General features: G+C 71.5%; 17 protein-coding genes. 9 read left to right on the top strand and 8 right to left on the bottom strand.

Annotation, left to right across the window (positions count from 1 at the left end; translation table 11 throughout):
• Positions 1-253: 253 nt before the first annotated feature.
• From OHT52_RS25115 to tyrS, 3 genes are all read left to right on the top strand, one after another.
• A complete protein-coding gene (locus tag OHT52_RS25115) occupies positions 254-1777 on the top strand; it encodes a TldD/PmbA family protein (RefSeq protein WP_328722453.1) in 1524 nt (507 codons plus the stop codon).
• A complete protein-coding gene (locus OHT52_RS25110) occupies positions 1774-3168 on the top strand; it encodes a metallopeptidase TldD-related protein (RefSeq protein WP_328722452.1) in 1395 nt (464 codons plus the stop codon). Before OHT52_RS25115 ends, OHT52_RS25110 begins: the two co-directional genes overlap by 4 nt.
• 117 nt (positions 3169-3285) lie before the next feature.
• The gene (tyrS, locus tag OHT52_RS25105; RefSeq protein ID WP_328722451.1) at positions 3286-4554 is read left to right on the top strand and encodes a tyrosine--tRNA ligase; all 1269 of its coding nucleotides are present in this window, start codon (positions 3286-3288) and stop codon (positions 4552-4554) included.
• Positions 4555-4620: 66 nt separating this feature from the next.
• On the opposite strand, the gene OHT52_RS25100 is transcribed toward tyrS, so the two are convergent.
• Entirely contained in the window at positions 4621-4899 is a 279-nt protein-coding gene (locus OHT52_RS25100; protein WP_266702929.1) for a GlsB/YeaQ/YmgE family stress response membrane protein, read from the bottom strand.
• A gap of 210 nt (positions 4900-5109) precedes the next feature.
• On the opposite strand from OHT52_RS25100, the gene OHT52_RS25095 reads away from it, so the two are divergent.
• Both OHT52_RS25095 and OHT52_RS25090 read left to right on the top strand, forming a co-directional pair.
• Positions 5110-5532 carry a DUF3099 domain-containing protein gene (locus tag OHT52_RS25095; protein WP_328722450.1) on the top strand — a complete coding sequence of 141 codons (423 nt, stop codon included), beginning with the start codon at positions 5110-5112 and terminating at the stop codon, positions 5530-5532.
• A gap of 221 nt (positions 5533-5753) precedes the next feature.
• Entirely contained in the window at positions 5754-5999 is a 246-nt protein-coding gene (locus OHT52_RS25090; protein ID WP_328722449.1) for a hypothetical protein, read from the top strand.
• A 66-nt stretch (positions 6000-6065) separates the two neighbouring features.
• Here the strand turns inward: OHT52_RS25090 and moaA are convergent, their stop codons facing one another.
• From moaA to OHT52_RS25075, 3 genes are all read right to left on the bottom strand, one after another.
• Positions 6066-7055 (bottom strand): GTP 3',8-cyclase MoaA, encoded by a 990-nt coding sequence (gene moaA, locus OHT52_RS25085; RefSeq protein WP_328722448.1) that lies wholly within the window; start codon positions 7053-7055, stop codon positions 6066-6068.
• Between the two features lie 199 nt (positions 7056-7254).
• Positions 7255-8895 (bottom strand): solute symporter family protein, encoded by a 1641-nt coding sequence (locus OHT52_RS25080; protein ID WP_328722447.1) that lies wholly within the window; start codon positions 8893-8895, stop codon positions 7255-7257.
• Positions 8892-9257: a DUF485 domain-containing protein gene (locus OHT52_RS25075; protein WP_328722446.1), complete on the bottom strand. Its 366-nt coding sequence runs from the start codon at positions 9255-9257 to the stop codon at positions 8892-8894. Before OHT52_RS25075 ends, OHT52_RS25080 begins: the two co-directional genes overlap by 4 nt.
• A 302-nt stretch (positions 9258-9559) precedes the next feature.
• On the opposite strand from OHT52_RS25075, the gene OHT52_RS25070 reads away from it, so the two are divergent.
• Positions 9560-11083, top strand: coding sequence for a S8 family peptidase (locus OHT52_RS25070; RefSeq protein ID WP_328722445.1), 1524 nt, complete (start codon positions 9560-9562; stop codon positions 11081-11083).
• 63 nt (positions 11084-11146) lie between these two features.
• Here the strand turns inward: OHT52_RS25070 and OHT52_RS25065 are convergent, their stop codons facing one another.
• The 4 genes from OHT52_RS25065 to OHT52_RS25050 all read right to left on the bottom strand — a co-directional run bounded on the left by OHT52_RS25065 (position 11147) and on the right by OHT52_RS25050 (position 14654).
• Positions 11147-12190 (bottom strand): zinc-dependent alcohol dehydrogenase family protein, encoded by a 1044-nt coding sequence (locus OHT52_RS25065; protein ID WP_328723891.1) that lies wholly within the window; start codon positions 12188-12190, stop codon positions 11147-11149.
• A 19-nt stretch (positions 12191-12209) separates the two neighbouring features.
• Positions 12210-12917 carry a lysoplasmalogenase gene (locus OHT52_RS25060; protein ID WP_328722444.1) on the bottom strand — a complete coding sequence of 236 codons (708 nt, stop codon included), beginning with the start codon at positions 12915-12917 and terminating at the stop codon, positions 12210-12212.
• Complete coding sequence (locus OHT52_RS25055; RefSeq protein ID WP_328722443.1) at positions 12914-13816, bottom strand: sterol desaturase family protein; 903 nt, start codon at positions 13814-13816, stop codon at positions 12914-12916. The genes OHT52_RS25060 and OHT52_RS25055 overlap by 4 nt, the downstream gene beginning before the upstream one ends.
• Before the next feature lie 115 nt (positions 13817-13931).
• Entirely contained in the window at positions 13932-14654 is a 723-nt protein-coding gene (locus OHT52_RS25050; protein WP_328722442.1) for a VIT1/CCC1 transporter family protein, read from the bottom strand.
• A gap of 105 nt (positions 14655-14759) precedes the next feature.
• Between OHT52_RS25050 and OHT52_RS25045 the strand changes: the two genes are divergently transcribed.
• The 3 genes from OHT52_RS25045 to OHT52_RS25035 all read left to right on the top strand — a co-directional run bounded on the left by OHT52_RS25045 (position 14760) and on the right by OHT52_RS25035 (position 16904).
• On the top strand, positions 14760-15740 hold the full coding sequence (locus tag OHT52_RS25045) for a DEDDh family exonuclease (protein WP_328722441.1): 981 nt from the start codon (positions 14760-14762) through the stop codon (positions 15738-15740).
• A 69-nt stretch (positions 15741-15809) separates the two neighbouring features.
• Positions 15810-16043, top strand: a complete 234-nt coding sequence (locus tag OHT52_RS25040; RefSeq protein ID WP_136320436.1) for a hypothetical protein — start codon at positions 15810-15812, stop codon at positions 16041-16043.
• A gap of 60 nt (positions 16044-16103) precedes the next feature.
• Entirely contained in the window at positions 16104-16904 is an 801-nt protein-coding gene (locus OHT52_RS25035; RefSeq protein ID WP_328722439.1) for an SURF1 family cytochrome oxidase biogenesis protein, read from the top strand.
• Positions 16905-16999: the final 95 nt, after the last annotated feature.

The following is a 16999-nucleotide window of genomic DNA, read 5'->3' as shown; positions in this document are numbered from 1 at the left end:
TCTGGTACGCCGAAAACCTATCGTTACGGTGCGGTGTACGGAGAATCGGGCCCTGACAGTGGCTCGTGCGAGGTGCTGTGGGGTTTCTACAGTCGGCTCCGGTCGCGGGGGCGTGCCGGGCGGACCGCGACGGGTGCCGGACGCCGCCCCGGCGCCCTCGGCGTGCGATGACCGTAACCGTCCATCACGCCCCCGCCGCACCGTGATTGACTTCCACCCCGGGCACGATTCCACAGCGCAAGGGAGGCCGTCCGTGGCCCATGACATCGACCCGTCGTTTCTCTCCCTGCCCCTTGGGGCCCTCGCCGACGCGGCCCTCGCACGGGCCCGCGCGCTCGGCTCCACGCACGCGGACTTCCGCTTCGAGCGGGTGCGGAGCGCGACGCTGCGGCTGCGCGACGCCCGCCCCTCCGGTTCCTCGGACACCACCGACCTGGGGTACGCGGTGCGGGTCGTGCACGGCGGGGCGTGGGGGTTCGCGTCCGGCGTCGGTCTGACGATGGACGCGGCGGCGAAGGTGGCCTCGCAGGCCGTCGCCATGGCGAAACTGTCGGCGAAGGTGATCGCGGCGGCGGGCAGCGACGAGCGGGTGGAGCTGGCGGACGAGCCGGTGCACGGGGAGCGGACCTGGGTGTCCCGTTACGAGATCGACCCGTTCTCCGTACCCGTCGGGGAGAAGACCGGGCTGCTCGCCGAGTGGAGCGGGCGGCTGCTCGGAGCGGCCGGGGTCGCGCACGTGGACGCCTCGCTGACGACCGTCCACGAGAACAAGTTCTACGCGGACACGGCCGGCACGGTCACCACCCAGCAGCGGGTACGGCTGCATCCGCAGTTGACGGCCGTGGCGGTGGACTCCGCGACGGGCGACTTCGACTCGATGCGGACGATCGCGCCGCCGGTGGGCCGCGGCTGGGAGTACCTGACCGGCACCGGCTGGGACTGGAACGACGAGCTGGAGCGCATTCCGGAGCTGCTGGCCGAGAAGATGCGGGCGCCGGGCGTGGAGGCGGGGACGTACGACCTGGTCGTCGACCCGTCGAACCTCTGGCTGACCATCCACGAGTCGATCGGCCACGCCACCGAGCTGGACCGGGCACTGGGGTACGAGGCGGCGTACGCCGGCACCTCGTTCGCCACCTTCGACCAGCTGGGGAAGCTGACGTACGGTTCCCCCGCGATGAACGTGACGGGCGACCGGACGGCCGAGCACGGGCTGGCGACGATCGGGTACGACGACGAGGGCGTCGAGGCGCAGTCCTGGGACCTGGTCAGGGACGGCACCCTTGTCGGCTACCAACTCGACCGCAGGACGGCAAAGTTGACGGGCCTGGGCCGGTCCAACGGCTGCGCGTACGCCGATTCGCCGGGCCATGTGCCGGTGCAGCGGATGGCCAACGTCTCGCTGCGGCCGGACCCGGGCGGGCTCTCCACCGAGGATCTGATCGGCGGGGTCGAGCGCGGGATCTACGTGGTCGGTGACCGCTCCTGGTCGATCGACATGCAGCGCTACAACTTCCAGTTCACCGGGCAGCGCTTCTTCCGCATCGAGAACGGCCGGCTCGCCGGTCAGCTGCGGGACGTCGCGTACCAGGCGACCACCACGGACTTCTGGGGCTCGATGGAGAAGGTCGGCGGCCCGCAGACGTACGTGCTGGGCGGCGCCTTCAACTGCGGCAAGGCCCAGCCGGGCCAGGTCGCGGCCGTCTCGCACGGCTGCCCCTCCGCTCTCTTCCGAGGCGTGAACATCCTCAACACGACGCAGGAGGCGGGCCGATGAGCCGCGTGAGCAAGCCGTACGAGATCGTCGAGCGCGCCCTCGGACTGTCCACGTCCGACGGCCTGGTGGTCATCGCCGACGAGACCTCCTCGACGAATCTGCGGTGGGCTGGCAACGCCCTCACCACCAACGGTGTGACCCGGGGCCGGACGCTGACGGTCGTCGCCACCGTGGACGGCGCCGAGGGAACCGCCTCCGGTGTCGTCTCGCGCACCGGGGTCACCGCCGACGACCTGGAGCCGCTGGTACGGGCGGCCGAGGCGGCGGCCCGCGCGGCGGGCCCGGCCGAGGACGCGCAGCCGCCGGTGACCGGCGTACCGGTCCACGCGGACTTCACCGACGCCCCCGCCGAGACCGGCCCGGACGTCTTCGCCGACTTCGCCCCGGCGCTCGGCGAGGCCTTCGCCCGGGCCCGCGAGGGCGGCCGGGAGCTGTACGGCTTCGCACACCACGAGATGACCTCGACCTACCTGGGCACCTCCGCGGGGCTGCGGCTGCGGCACGACCAGCCGAACGGCACGCTGGAACTGAACGCCAAGTCGCCGGACCGCTCCCGGTCCGCGTGGGCGGGGCGGGCCACCCGGGACTTCAAGGACGTCGACCCGGCGGCCCTCGACGACGAGCTGGCCCAGCGCCTCGGCTGGGCGCGGCGGCGGATCGAGCTGCCGGCCGGCCGGTACCAGACGCTGCTGCCGCCGACCGCCGTGGCGGACCTGCTGATCTACCAGATCTGGTCCTCGACGGCCCGGGACGCCATCGAGGGCCGGACGGTGTTCTCCCGGCCGGGGGGCGGGACGCGGCTGGGCGAAAAGCTCGCGCGGCTGCCGCTGACCCTGCGCAGCGACCCGCACGCGCCGGGGCTGGAGTCGGCCCCGTTCGTGATCGCGCACTCCTCGGGGGACGGGGCGTCGGTCTTCGACAACGGGCTGCCGCTGGAGCCGACCGACTGGATCGGCGGCGGCCGGCTGGAGCGGCTGACCACCACCCGGCACACGGCGGCCCTGACCGGGCTCCCGGTGGCTCCGGCCATCGACAACCTGCTGCTGGAGGGCGGCGGCGAGCGGACGCTGGACGAGATGGTCGCGGCCACCACCGGCCGGGCACTCCTGCTGACCTGCCTCTGGTACATCCGCGAGGTCGATCCGGCGACGCTGCTGCTGACCGGGCTGACCCGGGACGGGGTCTACCTGGTGGAGGACGGCAAGGTGGTCGGCGAGGTGAACAACTTCCGGTTCAACGAGTCGCCCGTCGACCTGCTCTCCCGCGCTTCGGAGGCCGGTCGCACCGAGCGGACGCTGCCGCGCGAGTGGGGCGACTGGTTCACCCGCGCCGCGATGCCCGCACTGCGCGTCCCGGACTTCCACATGAGCTCGGTCAGCCAGGGGGTCTGAGCCGGGCCCGGCCCGTAAACCCATCGGGGGCGGCCCGGGACACCGCTTAGACTGGCCGGGCGTGGGCCCACCAGGCACGGAGGCCCACTGTTCACACGCTGAAGGAGACACGGAACCGTGACGGACATCGTCGACGAGCTCAAGTGGCGCGGGCTGTTCGCCCAGTCCACTGACGAGGACGCCCTGCGCAAGGCTCTTGGCGACGGTCCGGTCACCTTCTATTGCGGCTACGACCCGACCGCGTCCAGCCTGCACGTCGGCCACCTGGTCCAGGTGCTCACGATGCGCCGGCTCCAGCGGGCGGGCCACCGGCCGCTGGCGCTGGTGGGCGGGGCGACCGGTCAGATCGGCGACCCCCGTCCCACCGCCGAGCGCACGCTGAACGACCCGGAGACCATCGCCGCCTGGGTGACCCGGCTGCGCTCGCAGATCGAGCCGTTCCTGTCCTTCGAGGGCGAGAACGCGGCGGTCATGGTGAACAACCTGGACTGGACCGCGGGCATGTCCGCGATCCAGTTCCTGCGGGACATCGGCAAGCACTTCCGGGTCAACAAGATGCTGGCCAAGGACTCGGTGGCCCGCCGCCTGGAGTCACAGGAGGGCATCAGCTACACCGAGTTCAGCTACCAGCTGCTCCAGTCCATGGACTTCCTGGAGCTGTACCGGCGCCACGGCTGCGTCCTCCAGCAGGGCGGCAGCGACCAGTGGGGCAACCTCACGGCCGGCATCGACCTGATCCACCGGGTGGAGCCCGCGGCGACGGTGCACGCGCTGGCGACCCCGCTGATGGTCAAGGCGGACGGCACGAAGTTCGGCAAGACCGAGGGCGGCGCCGTCTGGCTGGACCCGGAGATGACGACCCCGTACGCCTTCTACCAGTTCTGGCTGAACGTCGACGACCGCGACATCTCCCCGTACATGCGCATCCTGAGCTTCAAGCCGCAGGCGGAGCTGGAGGAGCTGGAGAAGGTCACCGAGGAGCGTCCGCAGGCTCGTACGGCGCAGCGCGCGCTGGCCGAGGAGCTGACCACCCTGGTGCACGGCGCCGACCAGTGCGCGGCCGTCATCGCCGCGTCGAAGGCGCTGTTCGGCCAGGGCGAGCTGGGTGAGCTGGACGAGGCGACGCTGGGCGCGGCGCTCTCCGAGCTGCCGCACGCGAAGCTCTCCGAGCCGGCGCCGCTGGTGGACCTGCTGGTCGAGGCCGGTCTCGCGCCGAGCAAGTCGGGTGCCCGTCGCACGGTGAACGAGGGCGGCGCCTACCTGAACAACGCCAAGATCACCGACGGTGACGCCCTGCCCGCCGCCGAGGACCTGTTGTACGGGCGGTGGCTGGTGCTGCGCCGGGGCAAGAAGAACCTCGCGGTGATCGAGATCGCCGCGGGCTGACGCCTTCCGCACACGGCGAAGGCCGGGCACGCGACGTCGCGTGCCCGGCCTTCGCCGTGTGCGGGGTCAGGTCCTCTGTTTGCCGTGGCCTCGGATCGACTGCCAGACGACGTCACCGACACCGACCACCGCCACCGCGCCGATCAACTGGAGCACGTGCCGGATCCAGTCGATGCCTTTGGTGTCCTCGACGCCGATCCACGCCGCGACGGCGTTACCGAGGATGCTGCCGATGATGCCGAACACGGTCGTCAGCCACAGAGGGATGTCCTGCTTGCCGGGCAGGATCGCCTTCGCGATCAGCCCCAGCACCAGGCCCACGATGATCGCCCACAACCAGCTCATACCGCCTCCTCGAACTGCGCGTCATGCGGGTACGCGCCCAAGTCTCGTGTGCGGGGACCCGTGGCGCACGCCGGGCGCTTCCGTACGGGCGGAACCCGCGGCCGGAAGGTGTGCGGCCGGCCCACCCGGTCTCGTTCGCGGAGCGTGCCGGGCGTACCTTGGGAGCGGTCCGGTCCGAGGCGTCCGGCACAGCGAGCAGGCGGTGGGAACATGAGGGGCAAGCGGGACGACGCGGAGGTCTTCCGGATCACGGGGGCCCGGCAGGGACTGGCCGACGACGTGCGCGGCCGGCAGCGACGGTACGTGATCTCGATGTCCGTGCGGACGGTGTCGGTGATCCTCGCGGCCGTCCTCTGGAACGTCGAGCGGCACATCTCGATGGTGGCGCTGGCCCTGGGCCTGCTGCTGCCGTACGTGGCAGTGGTCGTCGCCAACGCGGGCCGGGAGAACGCCCCTTCACTGCCGTCCACCTTCGTGCCCGCACCCGTGCGGCCTGCTCTGGAGCCGGGGTCCGGGGTGGCAGCCGGCGCCTCGGCCGACCCGGGAACGGGGGCCGGGAACCACGCCGGAACGGGCGCGGACAGCGCCTTCGGCGCGGACGGTCGCCCCCGGTATCCGCACGAGCACGGATGAGGTTCACCGTCCGCGGAGCTCAGGAAAACCTCAGTTCAATCATGGAGTTCGGGTGCACCGCGACAGGGTGTGCGTGACATACTCCTTCGTACGCTCCGCATCCCCCGTCGGAGCGAGAGACCGACGCCGAGCAGCTCCCCCCGTGGCTGCTCGGCGTCGTTTTTTCTCGCCCTCCGGACGCGCGAGGAGAGCGCCGCACCGGCTGTCTTAGGGTGGAGGCCGTGAACTTCCCCCTGACTTCCGCCGAGAGCGACACCGGTGCGCCCGTCTGTTCCGCCAAGGGCTGCCGCGCGGACGCGGTATGGGTGCTCGCCTGGAACAACCCCAAGCTGCACACCCCGGAGCGCCGCAAGACCTGGCTGGCCTGCGAGGAGCACCGTGAGCACCTGTCGCAGTTCCTGGGCGTACGCGGTTTCCTCAAGGACGTCGTGCCGCTGGCCGACTGGGAGGCCCCGGCGGAGGGCTGAACGCCCGCAGGGCCGTGGGCCCGTGTCCGGTACGCCGGCCGGCCGTCGGCCGGCGGCATCGGCCGGTCAGCCGCCGATCGACGACATCGGCCGGTCGGGCTGGAGGAACGACGGGTCGTCCAGGCCCGAGCCCGCCTTCTTGCCCCACATGGCGACGCGCCAGAGCCGGGCGATCTCCTCGTCCGCCGCGCCGGAGCGCAGCGCGGTCCGCAGGTCGGTCTCCTCGCGGGCGAAGAGGCAGGTGCGGACCTGTCCGTCGGCGGTGAGCCGGGTGCGGTCGCAGGCCCGGCAGAACGGACGGGTCACCGAGGCGATGACCCCGACGCGGTGCGGGCCGCCGTCCACGGTCCAGCGTTCCGCGGGGGCGGAGCCGCGTGCCCCGTCGTCCTCGGCGGTGAGCGTGAAGCGGGTGCGCAGCGAGGCGAGGATGTCACCGGCGGTGATCATTCCGTCGCGCTTCCAGCCGTGCTGGGCGTCCAGTGGCATCTGCTCGATGAAGCGGAGTTCGTAGCCGTGCTCGACGGCCCAGGCGAGGAGTTCGGGGGCCTCGTCATCGTTGAGTCCGGGCATCAGCACGGAGTTGACCTTGACGGGGGCGAGGCCCGCCTCGTGCGCGGCGGCGAGTCCGTCCAGCACGTCCCGGTGGCGGTCGCGGCGGGTCAGCGTCTTGAAGACGTCCGGCCGCAGGGTGTCCAGGGAGACGTTGACCCGGTCGAGCCCGGCGGCCCTGAGGGCGGCGGCGGTGCGCCCCAGCCCGATGCCGTTGGTGGTGAGGGACATCCTGGGGCGGGGCGTCAGAGCGGCGCACTGCTCGACGATGCCCACCAGGCCGGGGCGGAGCAGGGGCTCGCCACCGGTGAACCGCACCTCGGTGATGCCGAGCAGCTCGACGCTGATCCGGACGAGCCGGACGATCTCCTCGTCGCTGAGCAGCTCGCTCTTGCCGAGCCACTGGAGTCCCTCTTCGGGCATGCAGTAGGTGCAGCGGAGATTGCATTTGTCGGTCAGGGAGACACGAAGGTCGGTGGCGACCCGGTCGTAGGTGTCGATGAGCATGTGCACCCTCCCCCGATGACTTTCACGGAAATCCGTGATGCGGTCCTGGCTCTTCTCTCTTCCGAGAGTACGCGAGCCGGGCGGTCGGGCCCCGCGCACGGTGGCCGCACGACCGCGCCGGTCACGTCATGAGGACTTTACGACGCGACCGGCGCGGGAGGGCGTGCCGAATCCGCACGCTTGTGTGAACTTTCCTGGCTCAGTGCGCGGCGACACCGGTGAGGGACTTGACCTCCAGCTCGGCGTACTTGCCCTTGTCGGGCTCCTCCTTGGAGAGCAGGGAGCCGACCAGGCCGAGCAGGAAGCCCAGCGGGATGGAGATCAGGCCGGGGTTCTCCAGGGGGAACCAGGCGAAGTCGACGTCCGGGAACATCGAGGACGGCTTGGAGGAGACGACCGGCGAGAAGAGCACCAGCAGGACGGAGGAGGCGAGCCCGCCGTAGATGGACCAGAGAGCGCCCTGGGTGGTGAACCGCTTCCAGAAGAGGCTGTAGAGGATCGTCGGCAGGTTGGCGGAGGCGGCGACGGCGAAGGCCAGGGCGACCAGTCCGGCCACGTTGAGGTCGCGGGCCATGGCGCCGAGGCCGATGGAGACGATGCCGATGGCGACGGTGGCCCACTTGGCGGCGCGGACCTCCTCCTTCTCCGTCGCCTTCCCCTTGCGGATGACGTTGGCGTAGATGTCGTGGGCGAAGGACGACGAGGACGCCAGGGTGAGCCCGGCGACCACGGCGAGGATGGTGGCGAAGGCGACGGCGGAGATCACCGCGAGCAGTACGGCGCCGCCGGTGGATCCGGCGCCGCCGCCGATCTCCAGGGCTGCCAGCGGGGCCGCGGTGTTGCCCGCCTTGTTCGAGGCGACGATGTCGTCCGGCTTGAGCAGCGCGGCGGCACCGAAGCCGAGCACGATCGTCATCAGGTAGAAGGCGCCGATGATGCCGATGGCCCAGTTGACGGACTTACGGGCGGCCTTGGCGGTGGGCACGGTGTAGAAGCGGATCAGGATGTGCGGGAGTCCGGCGGTGCCGAGGACCAGGGCGATGCCGAGGGAGAGGAAGTCCAGCTTCGAGGTCCCGGTGGCACCGTACTTCAGGCCGGGTTCCAGGAAGGCGTGGCCCTTGCCGCTGTTGGTGGCGGCGGTGCCCAGCAGGTCCGAGATGTTGAAGTGGAACTTCAGCAGGATCAGGAAGGTGATGAGCAGGGTGCCCGCGATGAGCAGGACGGCCTTGACCATCTGCACCCAGGTGGTGCCCTTCATGCCGCCGATGGTGACGTAGACGATCATGAGCAGGCCGACCAGGGCGACGATGGCGATCTTCCCGCCGTCGCTGGTGATGCCGAGCAGCAGCGAGACGAGCACACCGGCGCCGGCCATCTGGGCGAGCAGGTAGAAGATCGAGACGACGATGGTGGAGGCGCCGGCGGCGGTTCGTACGGGGCGCTGGCGCATGCGGTAGGCGAGGACGTCGCCCATCGTGTAGCGGCCGGAGTTGCGCAGGGGTTCGGCGACCAGGAGCAGGGCGACGAGCCAGGCGACCAGGAAGCCGATGGAGTAGAGGAAGCCGTCGTAGCCGAAGAGCGCGATGGCTCCGGCGATGCCGAGGAAGGACGCGGCGGACATGTAGTCGCCGGAGACGGCGAGTCCGTTCTGGAAGCCGGTGAACTGGCGTCCGCCCGCGTAGAAGTCGGCGGCGCTCTTGGTCTGGCGCCCGGCCCACACGGTGATGAAGAGGGTCGCGACGACGAAGACCGCGAAGAGGGTGATGATCAGCGTCCGGTGGTCGCTCGCGCCTTCGGCGGCGAGCTGGACGACGGGGTGCGCGACCTGGGCGGCGCTCATGCGTCGGCCTCCATACGGGACTTGATGGCCGCCGCCTTCGGGTCGAGCTTGGTGGCGGCGTGGCGGGAGTAGAGCCACGCGATGAGGAAGGTCGTGGCGAACTGGGCGAGTCCGAGGACGAGCGCGACGTTGATGTTGCCGACGATCCTGGTGCCCATGAAGTCGCCCGCGTAGTTGCAGAGCAGGACGTAGAGCAGGTACCAGGTGACGAAGGCGACGGTCAGCGGGAAGGCGAACGACCGGTGCGAGTGGCGCAGTTCGGCGAACTCCGCGCTCTCCTGCACCTCGAGGTAGGCCTCGGTGGTGGGCTGGGCCGGACTGGTGTCCGTACCGCCCTCTGGCGGCGGTGCATCGGTAGCCACGGAATCTCCTCGCGACGCGGGGGCGGTGATGGGGGACGTGATCGGTCTCATGGGGAACCTCACTGGATCGGTCGTGCGACTCCCCTGACAACGGCACGTGCGGCGCGACGAAGCGGTTCACCCCCTCTTCGGCCGCCGGGATGACGGGAAAGCGCCCCGAACGGCCCTCGGAGATCACCCTTCGAACTCGTTTGCCTCAATTCATTGATGCGCGGCGATGATCGACGCTAATTTCACTGGTCATGTACCCGACCAGACACGCAAGGTGTCCGGCCGGCTGATACGGATGATGTGGAGAACCCATGGCTCATCTGGCATCCAGGCGCGTGACGGCACTCGCGCTGCCCCTAGGACTCGCGCTCACCGCTTCCCTCGGCGTCCTGCCGGCCACCGCCGCCTCGGCCGCCCCGGCCCCGGCCGTGTCGCTGGACGGCCCGGAGCTCAGTTACGTCGTGAACACCGAAGGCAGTCGCAAGACCGTCGAGCAGGTCGAGAAGGCCGTCGCGAAGGCCGGCGGCACGATCGTCGTCGCGTACGACCAGATCGGCGTCCTCGTCGTCCACTCGCAGAACCCCGCGTTCGCCCAGACCGTCCGCCGGGTGCGCGGCGTCGAATCGGCCGGTGCCACGCGCACCAACCCGATCGTCCCGCAGGCGACCACCGACGTCGGCGCGGCGGCGCAGCCGCTCACGGCGGCGGAGGCGGCCGGTGCGGCGGCGACCGCGACCGCGTCCCAGGACCCGCTGGAGCCCTTGCAGTGGGACCTGCCCGCCATCAAGGCGGACAAGGCCCAGCAGATCAATCCGGGCAGCAGGAACGTCACGGCCGCGGTGATCGACACGGGCGTCGACGACACCCACCCGGACCTCGCCCCCAACTTCGACGCGGCGGCCTCCGCCAACTGCGTCTCCGGCGCCCCCGACACGACGCCGGGGTCCTGGCGCCCCGCCGCGGGCGAGAGCGACCACGGCACCCACGTCGCCGGAACCATCGCCGCCGCGAAGAACGGCATCGGCGTCACGGGCGTGGCCCCGGGCGTGAAGGTCGCCGGGATCAAGGTCGCGACCACGGACGGGTTCTTCTACACGGAGGCCGTCGTCTGCGGCTTCGTCTGGGCCGCCGAGCACGGCGTCGACGTGACGAACAACAGCTACTACACCGACCCGTGGCTCTACAACTGCAAGAACGACCCCGACCAGGGTGCCCTGGTCGAGTCGCTCGGCCGGGCCACCCGGTACGCGGAGCGCAAGGGTGTCGTGAACGTCGCGGCGGCCGGCAACTCCGCCCACGACCTGGCCGCCGACTCCATCGAGGACTCCACGAGCCCCAATGACACCGTCACCGAGGACCGCGTCATCGACCCGCGCACCTGCCTCGACATTCCGTCGATGCTGCCGGGCGTGGTGACCGTCTCCGCGACGGGGGCCAAGGGCCTCAAGTCGTCGTACTCGAACTACGGTTACGGCGTGATCGACGTGGCCGCCCCCGGTGGTGACTCGACGGTCTACCAGCGGCCCGACGCCCCGGCGACCAGTGGCCTCATCCTCTCCACGGGGGTCGGCGGCGGCTACAACTACAAGGCCGGTACGTCGATGGCGACCCCGCACGTCGTCGGCGTCGTTGCCCTGATCAAGTCGCGGCACCCGCACGCCTCGGCCGCCGCGGTGAAGGCGCTGCTGGCCCTGGAGGCCGACGCCACCGCGTGCGGAGCACCGTACGACATCGACAGCGACGGCACCGTCGACGCGGTCTGCGAGGGCGGCAAGGCGTACAACGGCTTCTACGGAGCCGGGAACGTGGACGCGCTGGACGCGGTCCGCTTCTGACCGGCGCGGCGTGACACGGGGAGGGGCCGGGCGAACGCGTCCCGGTCCCTCCCCCGCGTGTCCCTACGGCTTGACGAGGACCTTCAGCGCGGTGCGCTCGTCCATCGCCCGGTATCCGGCGGGCACCTCGTCCAGACCCACCGCCAGGTCGAAGACGGGCGACGGGTCGATGGTGCCGTCCAGCACGTCGGGGAGCAGCTCGGGGATGTAGGCGCGGACCGGGGCGACCCCGCCGCGCAGGGCGACGTTGCGGTTGAACATGTCGCCGAGGTCCAGGCCGGTGCCGCTGCCGTGCGGGACGCCGACGTAGCCGACCGCCCCGCCGTCGCGGGCGATCCCGAAGGCGGTCCGCATGGACTGCTCGGTGCCGACGGCCTCGATGACGCTGTGGGCGCCGGCGCCGCCGGTCAGCTCACGCACGGCGGCCACGGCCTCCTCGCCCCGCGCCGCGACGACGTCGGTGGCGCCGAAGGCGCGGGCGATGTCGGTACGGGCGGTGTGGCGGCCGAGCGCGATGATCCGGTCGGCGCCGAGGCGTTTGGCGGCCATGACGCCGCAGAGGCCGACCGCGCCGTCACCGACGACCGCGACGGTGGAACCGGGCTTCACCCCGGCGCCCACGGCGGCGTGGTGGCCGGTGCCCAGGACGTCGGAGAGGGCCAGCAGCGCGGTGAGCAGCCGGTCGTCCGAGGCGGCCTCGGCGGGGAGCTTGACGAGGGTGCCGTCGGCGAAGGGGACGCGGACGGCCTCGCCCTGGCCGCCGTCGGAGCCCTCGGAACCCCAGAACCCGCCCTGCGGGCAGGAGGTGTGGAGGCCGTCGGCGCAGTAGGCGCAGGTGCCGTCCGACCAGACGAAGGGGGCGACGACGAGGTCGCCGGCCCGGAACCCGGTGACGTCGGAGCCGGCCTGCTCGACGATGCCGAGGAACTCGTGGCCTATGCGCTGGCCGGGCTTGCGGGCGGACTCGCCGCGGTAGGCCCACAGGTCGCTGCCGCAGATGCAGGCGCGCAGCACCCGTACCACCGCGTCGGTGGGCTGCTGGACGACCGGGTCGGGCACGTCCTCCACCCGGATGTCGTGCGGGGCGTGGATGACGGTGGCGCGCATGTGGGGGTCCTCGCTGGTTTCAGACGGTTTCAACCTTTCCACGGTACGCCCCCGCCGCCCTGGGCCCCCGTACGCCCCCGACCGCTCCGGTGGTGAGCAGGAGCTGGGCGGCGATGTAGGTGAGCATGACGAGGAAGTCGTGGGCGGGCGGCTGCGGCCAGTCGGCGACCCCGGTGGCGATCAGCGAGTCGGAGAGCAGGAAGAGCGCCCCGCCTGCGGCGGCGTACCGGCCGAGGGCGCCGGAGCGCCAGGCCATGGTGGCGAGCAGCAGGCTGTACCCGGTCATCGGCAGGCGCATCCCGGCCGGCAGGTCGCCCCACATCGCCACCAGGACGGCGGCGAGCAGGGCCGCGTAGACGCAGCCCGCCGTCCGTGAGGCCCGCGCGCGGCCGAAAAGCCGGAGGTAGCAGAGGTGTCCGGCGGCGAAGGAGCCCATGCCGAGGAGGAAGGCGGTGTCGTGGTCCACCATCAGGGCCACGTCGCCGCCCCATCCGAAGAGCAGCGCGGCGATCAGCCACCGGGGCCCGCCCCGGACGGCGGCGTACGCGGCGAGCACCGGCATCAGCAGCGGTTTGGCGAGAAGGTGGGCGGTGTCCGCCCCGGCCAGCAGCCCGCCCAGGTCGGCTGCGGACAGCACCAGGTACCCGGCGAGCAGCAGGGGCGCGGCCCGGGCCGCCCGCGCGGCGCGCGTCCCGCCCGTGGGCGCTGCCCCGGCGCGGCCGGTCATCCGGCGGTCCCGGTGACCGGGGGGTGTCGCGGGGCCGGGGCGGTGGTGGCGGCGGTTGCGGTCGCGGTGGCGGGCTGCCAGCCGGGGCCCCGGAAGATCCGTCCGGCGCGCTCGCTCCAGCTCGTCGCCGCCCGGACGTCGCGGGCGATGGCCGCGTACTCGTGGGTGGCGACGCGCAGCGGGTTGTGGGTGGCGATGTTCTTGGTGAGGCCGTAGACGGGCCGTTCCCCCTCCTCGGTGAACGACCCGAAGAGCCGGTCCCAGAGGATCAGGATGCCCCCGAAGTTCCGGTCCAGGTAGCCGCCCTGGGAGGCATGGTGCACCCGGTGGTGCGAGGGCGTGTTGAGGACGTACTCGAAGGGGCGGGGCAGCTTCCCGACGCGTTCGGTGTGCACCCAGAACTGGTAGACGAGGTTGGCGGACTGGCAGAAGGCGAGCGCGGCGGGGTGCACCCCGCAGGCGACCATCGGCAGGTAGAACGGCCAGACGGTCGCGGAGGTCCAGGGCTGGCGCAGTGCGGTGGTGAGGTTGAACTTCCGGCTGGAGTGGTGGACCACGTGGCAGGCCCAGAGCAGGCGGACGACGTGGTGGCCGCGGTGGGACCAGTAGTAGAGGAGGTCCTGGGCGAGCAGCATGAGCAGGACCGTCCACCACAGGACGGGGACCCGCAGCGGGGTGAGTTCGTACACCGCCGTGTAGATCGCGAGGATCGGTATCTTCCACAGCAGGTCGAAGCCGAGCGAGCCGAGCCCCATGGTGACGCTGGTGGCCGCGTCCCTGGTGTCGTAGCCGGCGGCGTCCTCGTCCGGGTGGAAGCGGTAGCTGATCATCTCGACGAGGGCGAGCAGGACGAAGGCCGGCAGGGACCACAGCACGACATCGGGCAGGTTCGGCTCCATGCGATGAACCGTAGGGCTGCCACGGGGTGGCGGAACAGACGTGGTTACCACCAAGTAAGCGGGAGGAACCACCCCTGTTGTTTGGTGAGTTCCACCAACAGGGACCGCTGCGGGTTCACACCCCGGCCATCCCCAGCAGCGTCCCCGCCGCGTAGGTGACGCCCATCGCCACCGCTCCCCCGCCCGCGTTGCGCAGCACCGCCGGAGCCACCGGAGCGTTGCCGAGGCGGGCGCTCCACCAGCCGGTCGCCGTGAGGGCGACGAGCACCGAGGCCACGGTCACCGGCAGCCGGTACGAAGACGGGGGCAGCACGATCGCGAGCAGCGGCAGCAGCGCGCCCGCCGTGAACGCGAGGAAGCTGGCGCCCGCCGCGTGCCAGGGGTTGGTGAGCTCGTCGGGGTCGATGCCGAGCTCCACCTCCGCGTGGGCGCGCAGCGCGTCGCGTGCGGTGAGCTGGAGGGCTGCCTCGCGGGCGACCTCGTGGCTGAGGCCCTTGCCCTCCAGGAGGTCGGTCAGCTCGACCAGTTCCGCCTCGGGTTCGTCGCGGAGCTCGCGGCGCTCGGTGGCGAGGGCGGCCTTCTCGGAGTCGCGCTGGGTGGAGACGGAGACGTACTCCCCGGCGGCCATGGACATCGACCCCGCCAGCAGTCCGGCGAGCCCCGCCGTGAGCAGCGTGCTCCGGTCGCCCGTGGCGCCCGCCACACCGACGACGAGGCCGGCCGTGGAGACCACGCCGTCGTTGGCTCCGAGGACGGCGGCCCGCAGCCAGTTCAACCGGGTTCCGAGGGCCCCGTCGTGGGGCTCGTCGTGCTGCGGGGCGCCTTGGGTGTCCGTCACCCGCGGATCGTCTCACCGCCCGGGGAACCAGCGGGAGCACCCGTACCGCATCGGCGTCCGGAAGGCGGCCGAATAGGGGACTGTCGGTCTCGGCCCGTATTCTCTGTGACCATGCTCGACGACCGTCAGACCGCAGCGCCGTGGCCGGCCGCGTATCCCCAGGGGTACGCGGTCGTCGACGTGGAGACCACCGGACTCGCCCGCGACGACCGGATAGTGTCCGCCGCCGTCTACCGCCTGGACTCCCGGGGCGAGATCGAGGACCACTGGTACACGCTGGTGAATCCGGAGCGCGACCCGGGACCGGTGTGGATCCACGGCCTGACCACCGAGGTGCTCGAAGGCGCCCCGCTCTTCGCGGAGATCGCCGGGCAGCTCTCGGAGTACCTCACCGGCCGGGTGCTGGTCGCCCACAACGCCGCGTTCGACTGGTCGATGATCGCCCGTGAGTACGCGCGCGCCTCCGTGGTCGCCCCGGTCGAACAGCGGCTCTGCACCATCGCTCTGGCCAAGGAGCTGCGGCTGCCGCTGCCCAACCACAAGTTGTCCTCCCTGGCTTCGCACTTCGGGGTCGTCCAGGAGCAGGCGCACCACGCGCTGGACGACGCCCGGGTGCTGGCCGAGGCGTTCCGGCCGAGCCTGCGGGCGGCGGCGCGGGACGGGGTGCGGCTGCCGCTGCTGGAGTGCCGGCCGCTGACGGAGTGGTCGGACTCGCCGGTGCGGCCGAAGATCGGCCACCAGCCTTCGTACGGGCAGAACAGCTGGCGCCCCTCGCGGAAGCGGGCCGCCTGCCCGTACCCCAATCCGGGGCGGTACAGCGCGGACCAGCCGTTGAAGCAGGGCATGCGGGTGGCGTTCTCCGGGGACACCTCGGTCGACCGCGAGCTGCTGGAGGACCGCGCGGTGGAGGCCGGGCTGCACATCGCGACGAGTGTGTCGCGTCTCACCAGCCTGCTGGTGACCAACGACCCGGACTCCGCGACCTCGAAGACGGTCAAGGCGAAGTCGTTCGGTACGCCGGTGGTGGACGAGGCGGCCTTCACCCATCTGCTGCGGGACGTGGCACCGGCCGCACCACAGGCATAGGAGTGAACCGGCGGCGACTCGCCCGGCCGCCGCTCGCCCGCCGCTCGCCCGCGTCCCACCCTGTGGCGCATGGCACGTTGTGAGGTTTGCGGAAACGACTACGGGATGTCCTTCGAGGTGCACGCGCAGGGCGCGGTGCACGTCTTCGACTGCTTCGCCTGCGCCATCCACCGCATGGCGCCGATCTGTGAGCACTGCCGTGTGCAGGTGATCGGGCAGGGCGTCGAGGTGGACGGGCACTGGTTCTGCGGCGGTCACTGCGCCCGCGCCGAGGGAAAGGCGGGCATCGTGGACAAAGTGTGACGGGCCCGACGGACCACCCCACCGTGACGCACCCCATGACCCCGGTTGTACGGTCATGGGGTGTACCGCTTCCTGTTGACCCGGCAGTGGGTGCTCGTCACCCTCCTCGTCCTCGTCCTGATCCCGACCATGGTCGAGCTGGGCTTCTGGCAGCTGCACCGCCACCAGCACAAGGTCGCGCAGAACGCCCTGATCGCGCGGAACCTCTCCGCCGATCCGGAGCCCGTCCAACGGCTCACTTCGCCCGGTCACACCGTGCCCCGCGCGGACTACTGGCGCACGGTCACCGCCCGGGGCACCTTCGACACCGCCCACGAGGTCGTGGTGCGCCGCCGTACCTCCGACGACGGCCGCATCGGGGTGCACGTCCTCACCCCGATGAACCTCGACGGCGGCGGCACCGTCATGGTGAACCGCGGCTGGGTCGAGTCCGCCGCCGACCAGTCGGCCTTCCCCGACGTACCGGCCGCCCCGAAGGGCGACGTCACCGTCACCGGTCGGCTGATGGCGGACGAGACGACGGACACCAGCGGCATCAAGGACCTCAAGGGACTGCCGGACCGCCAGGTCATGCTGATCAACAGCGCCCAGCAGTCGGCGCTGCTCTCCCGTCCGGTCCTCGGCGGCTACATCGAGATGACCGCGCCCGCGGCAGCGGGGAACTCGCCCGAGCAGATCGCCACCCCCGACCACGATTCGATCGGCCCTCACATGGCGTACGCCGTGCAGTGGTGGCTGTTCGCGGCCGGTGTGCCGGTCGGCTGGACGGTGCTGGTACGCCGGGAGAAGCGCGACCGTGCGGAGGCGGCGGCACAGGCCGCCGCGGAGGGGGCCGGGGAGCCGGAGCCCGCCCGCGTGTAGGGAAACCTCGGGCACGCGGTCACGCGTCCACCCGGACGGCCCCGCCCCGCCGGCATCCCGCCTGCTTAGCAACGGCCCCATTCGGGAAAACGCAA

The organism is Streptomyces sp. NBC_00247, from assembly GCF_036188265.1.
Taxonomy (GTDB): Bacteria; Actinomycetota; Actinomycetes; order Streptomycetales; family Streptomycetaceae; genus Streptomyces.
Note: the sequence above shows the minus strand (reverse complement) of the source record. Positions and strands in the feature narration are given on the sequence as shown.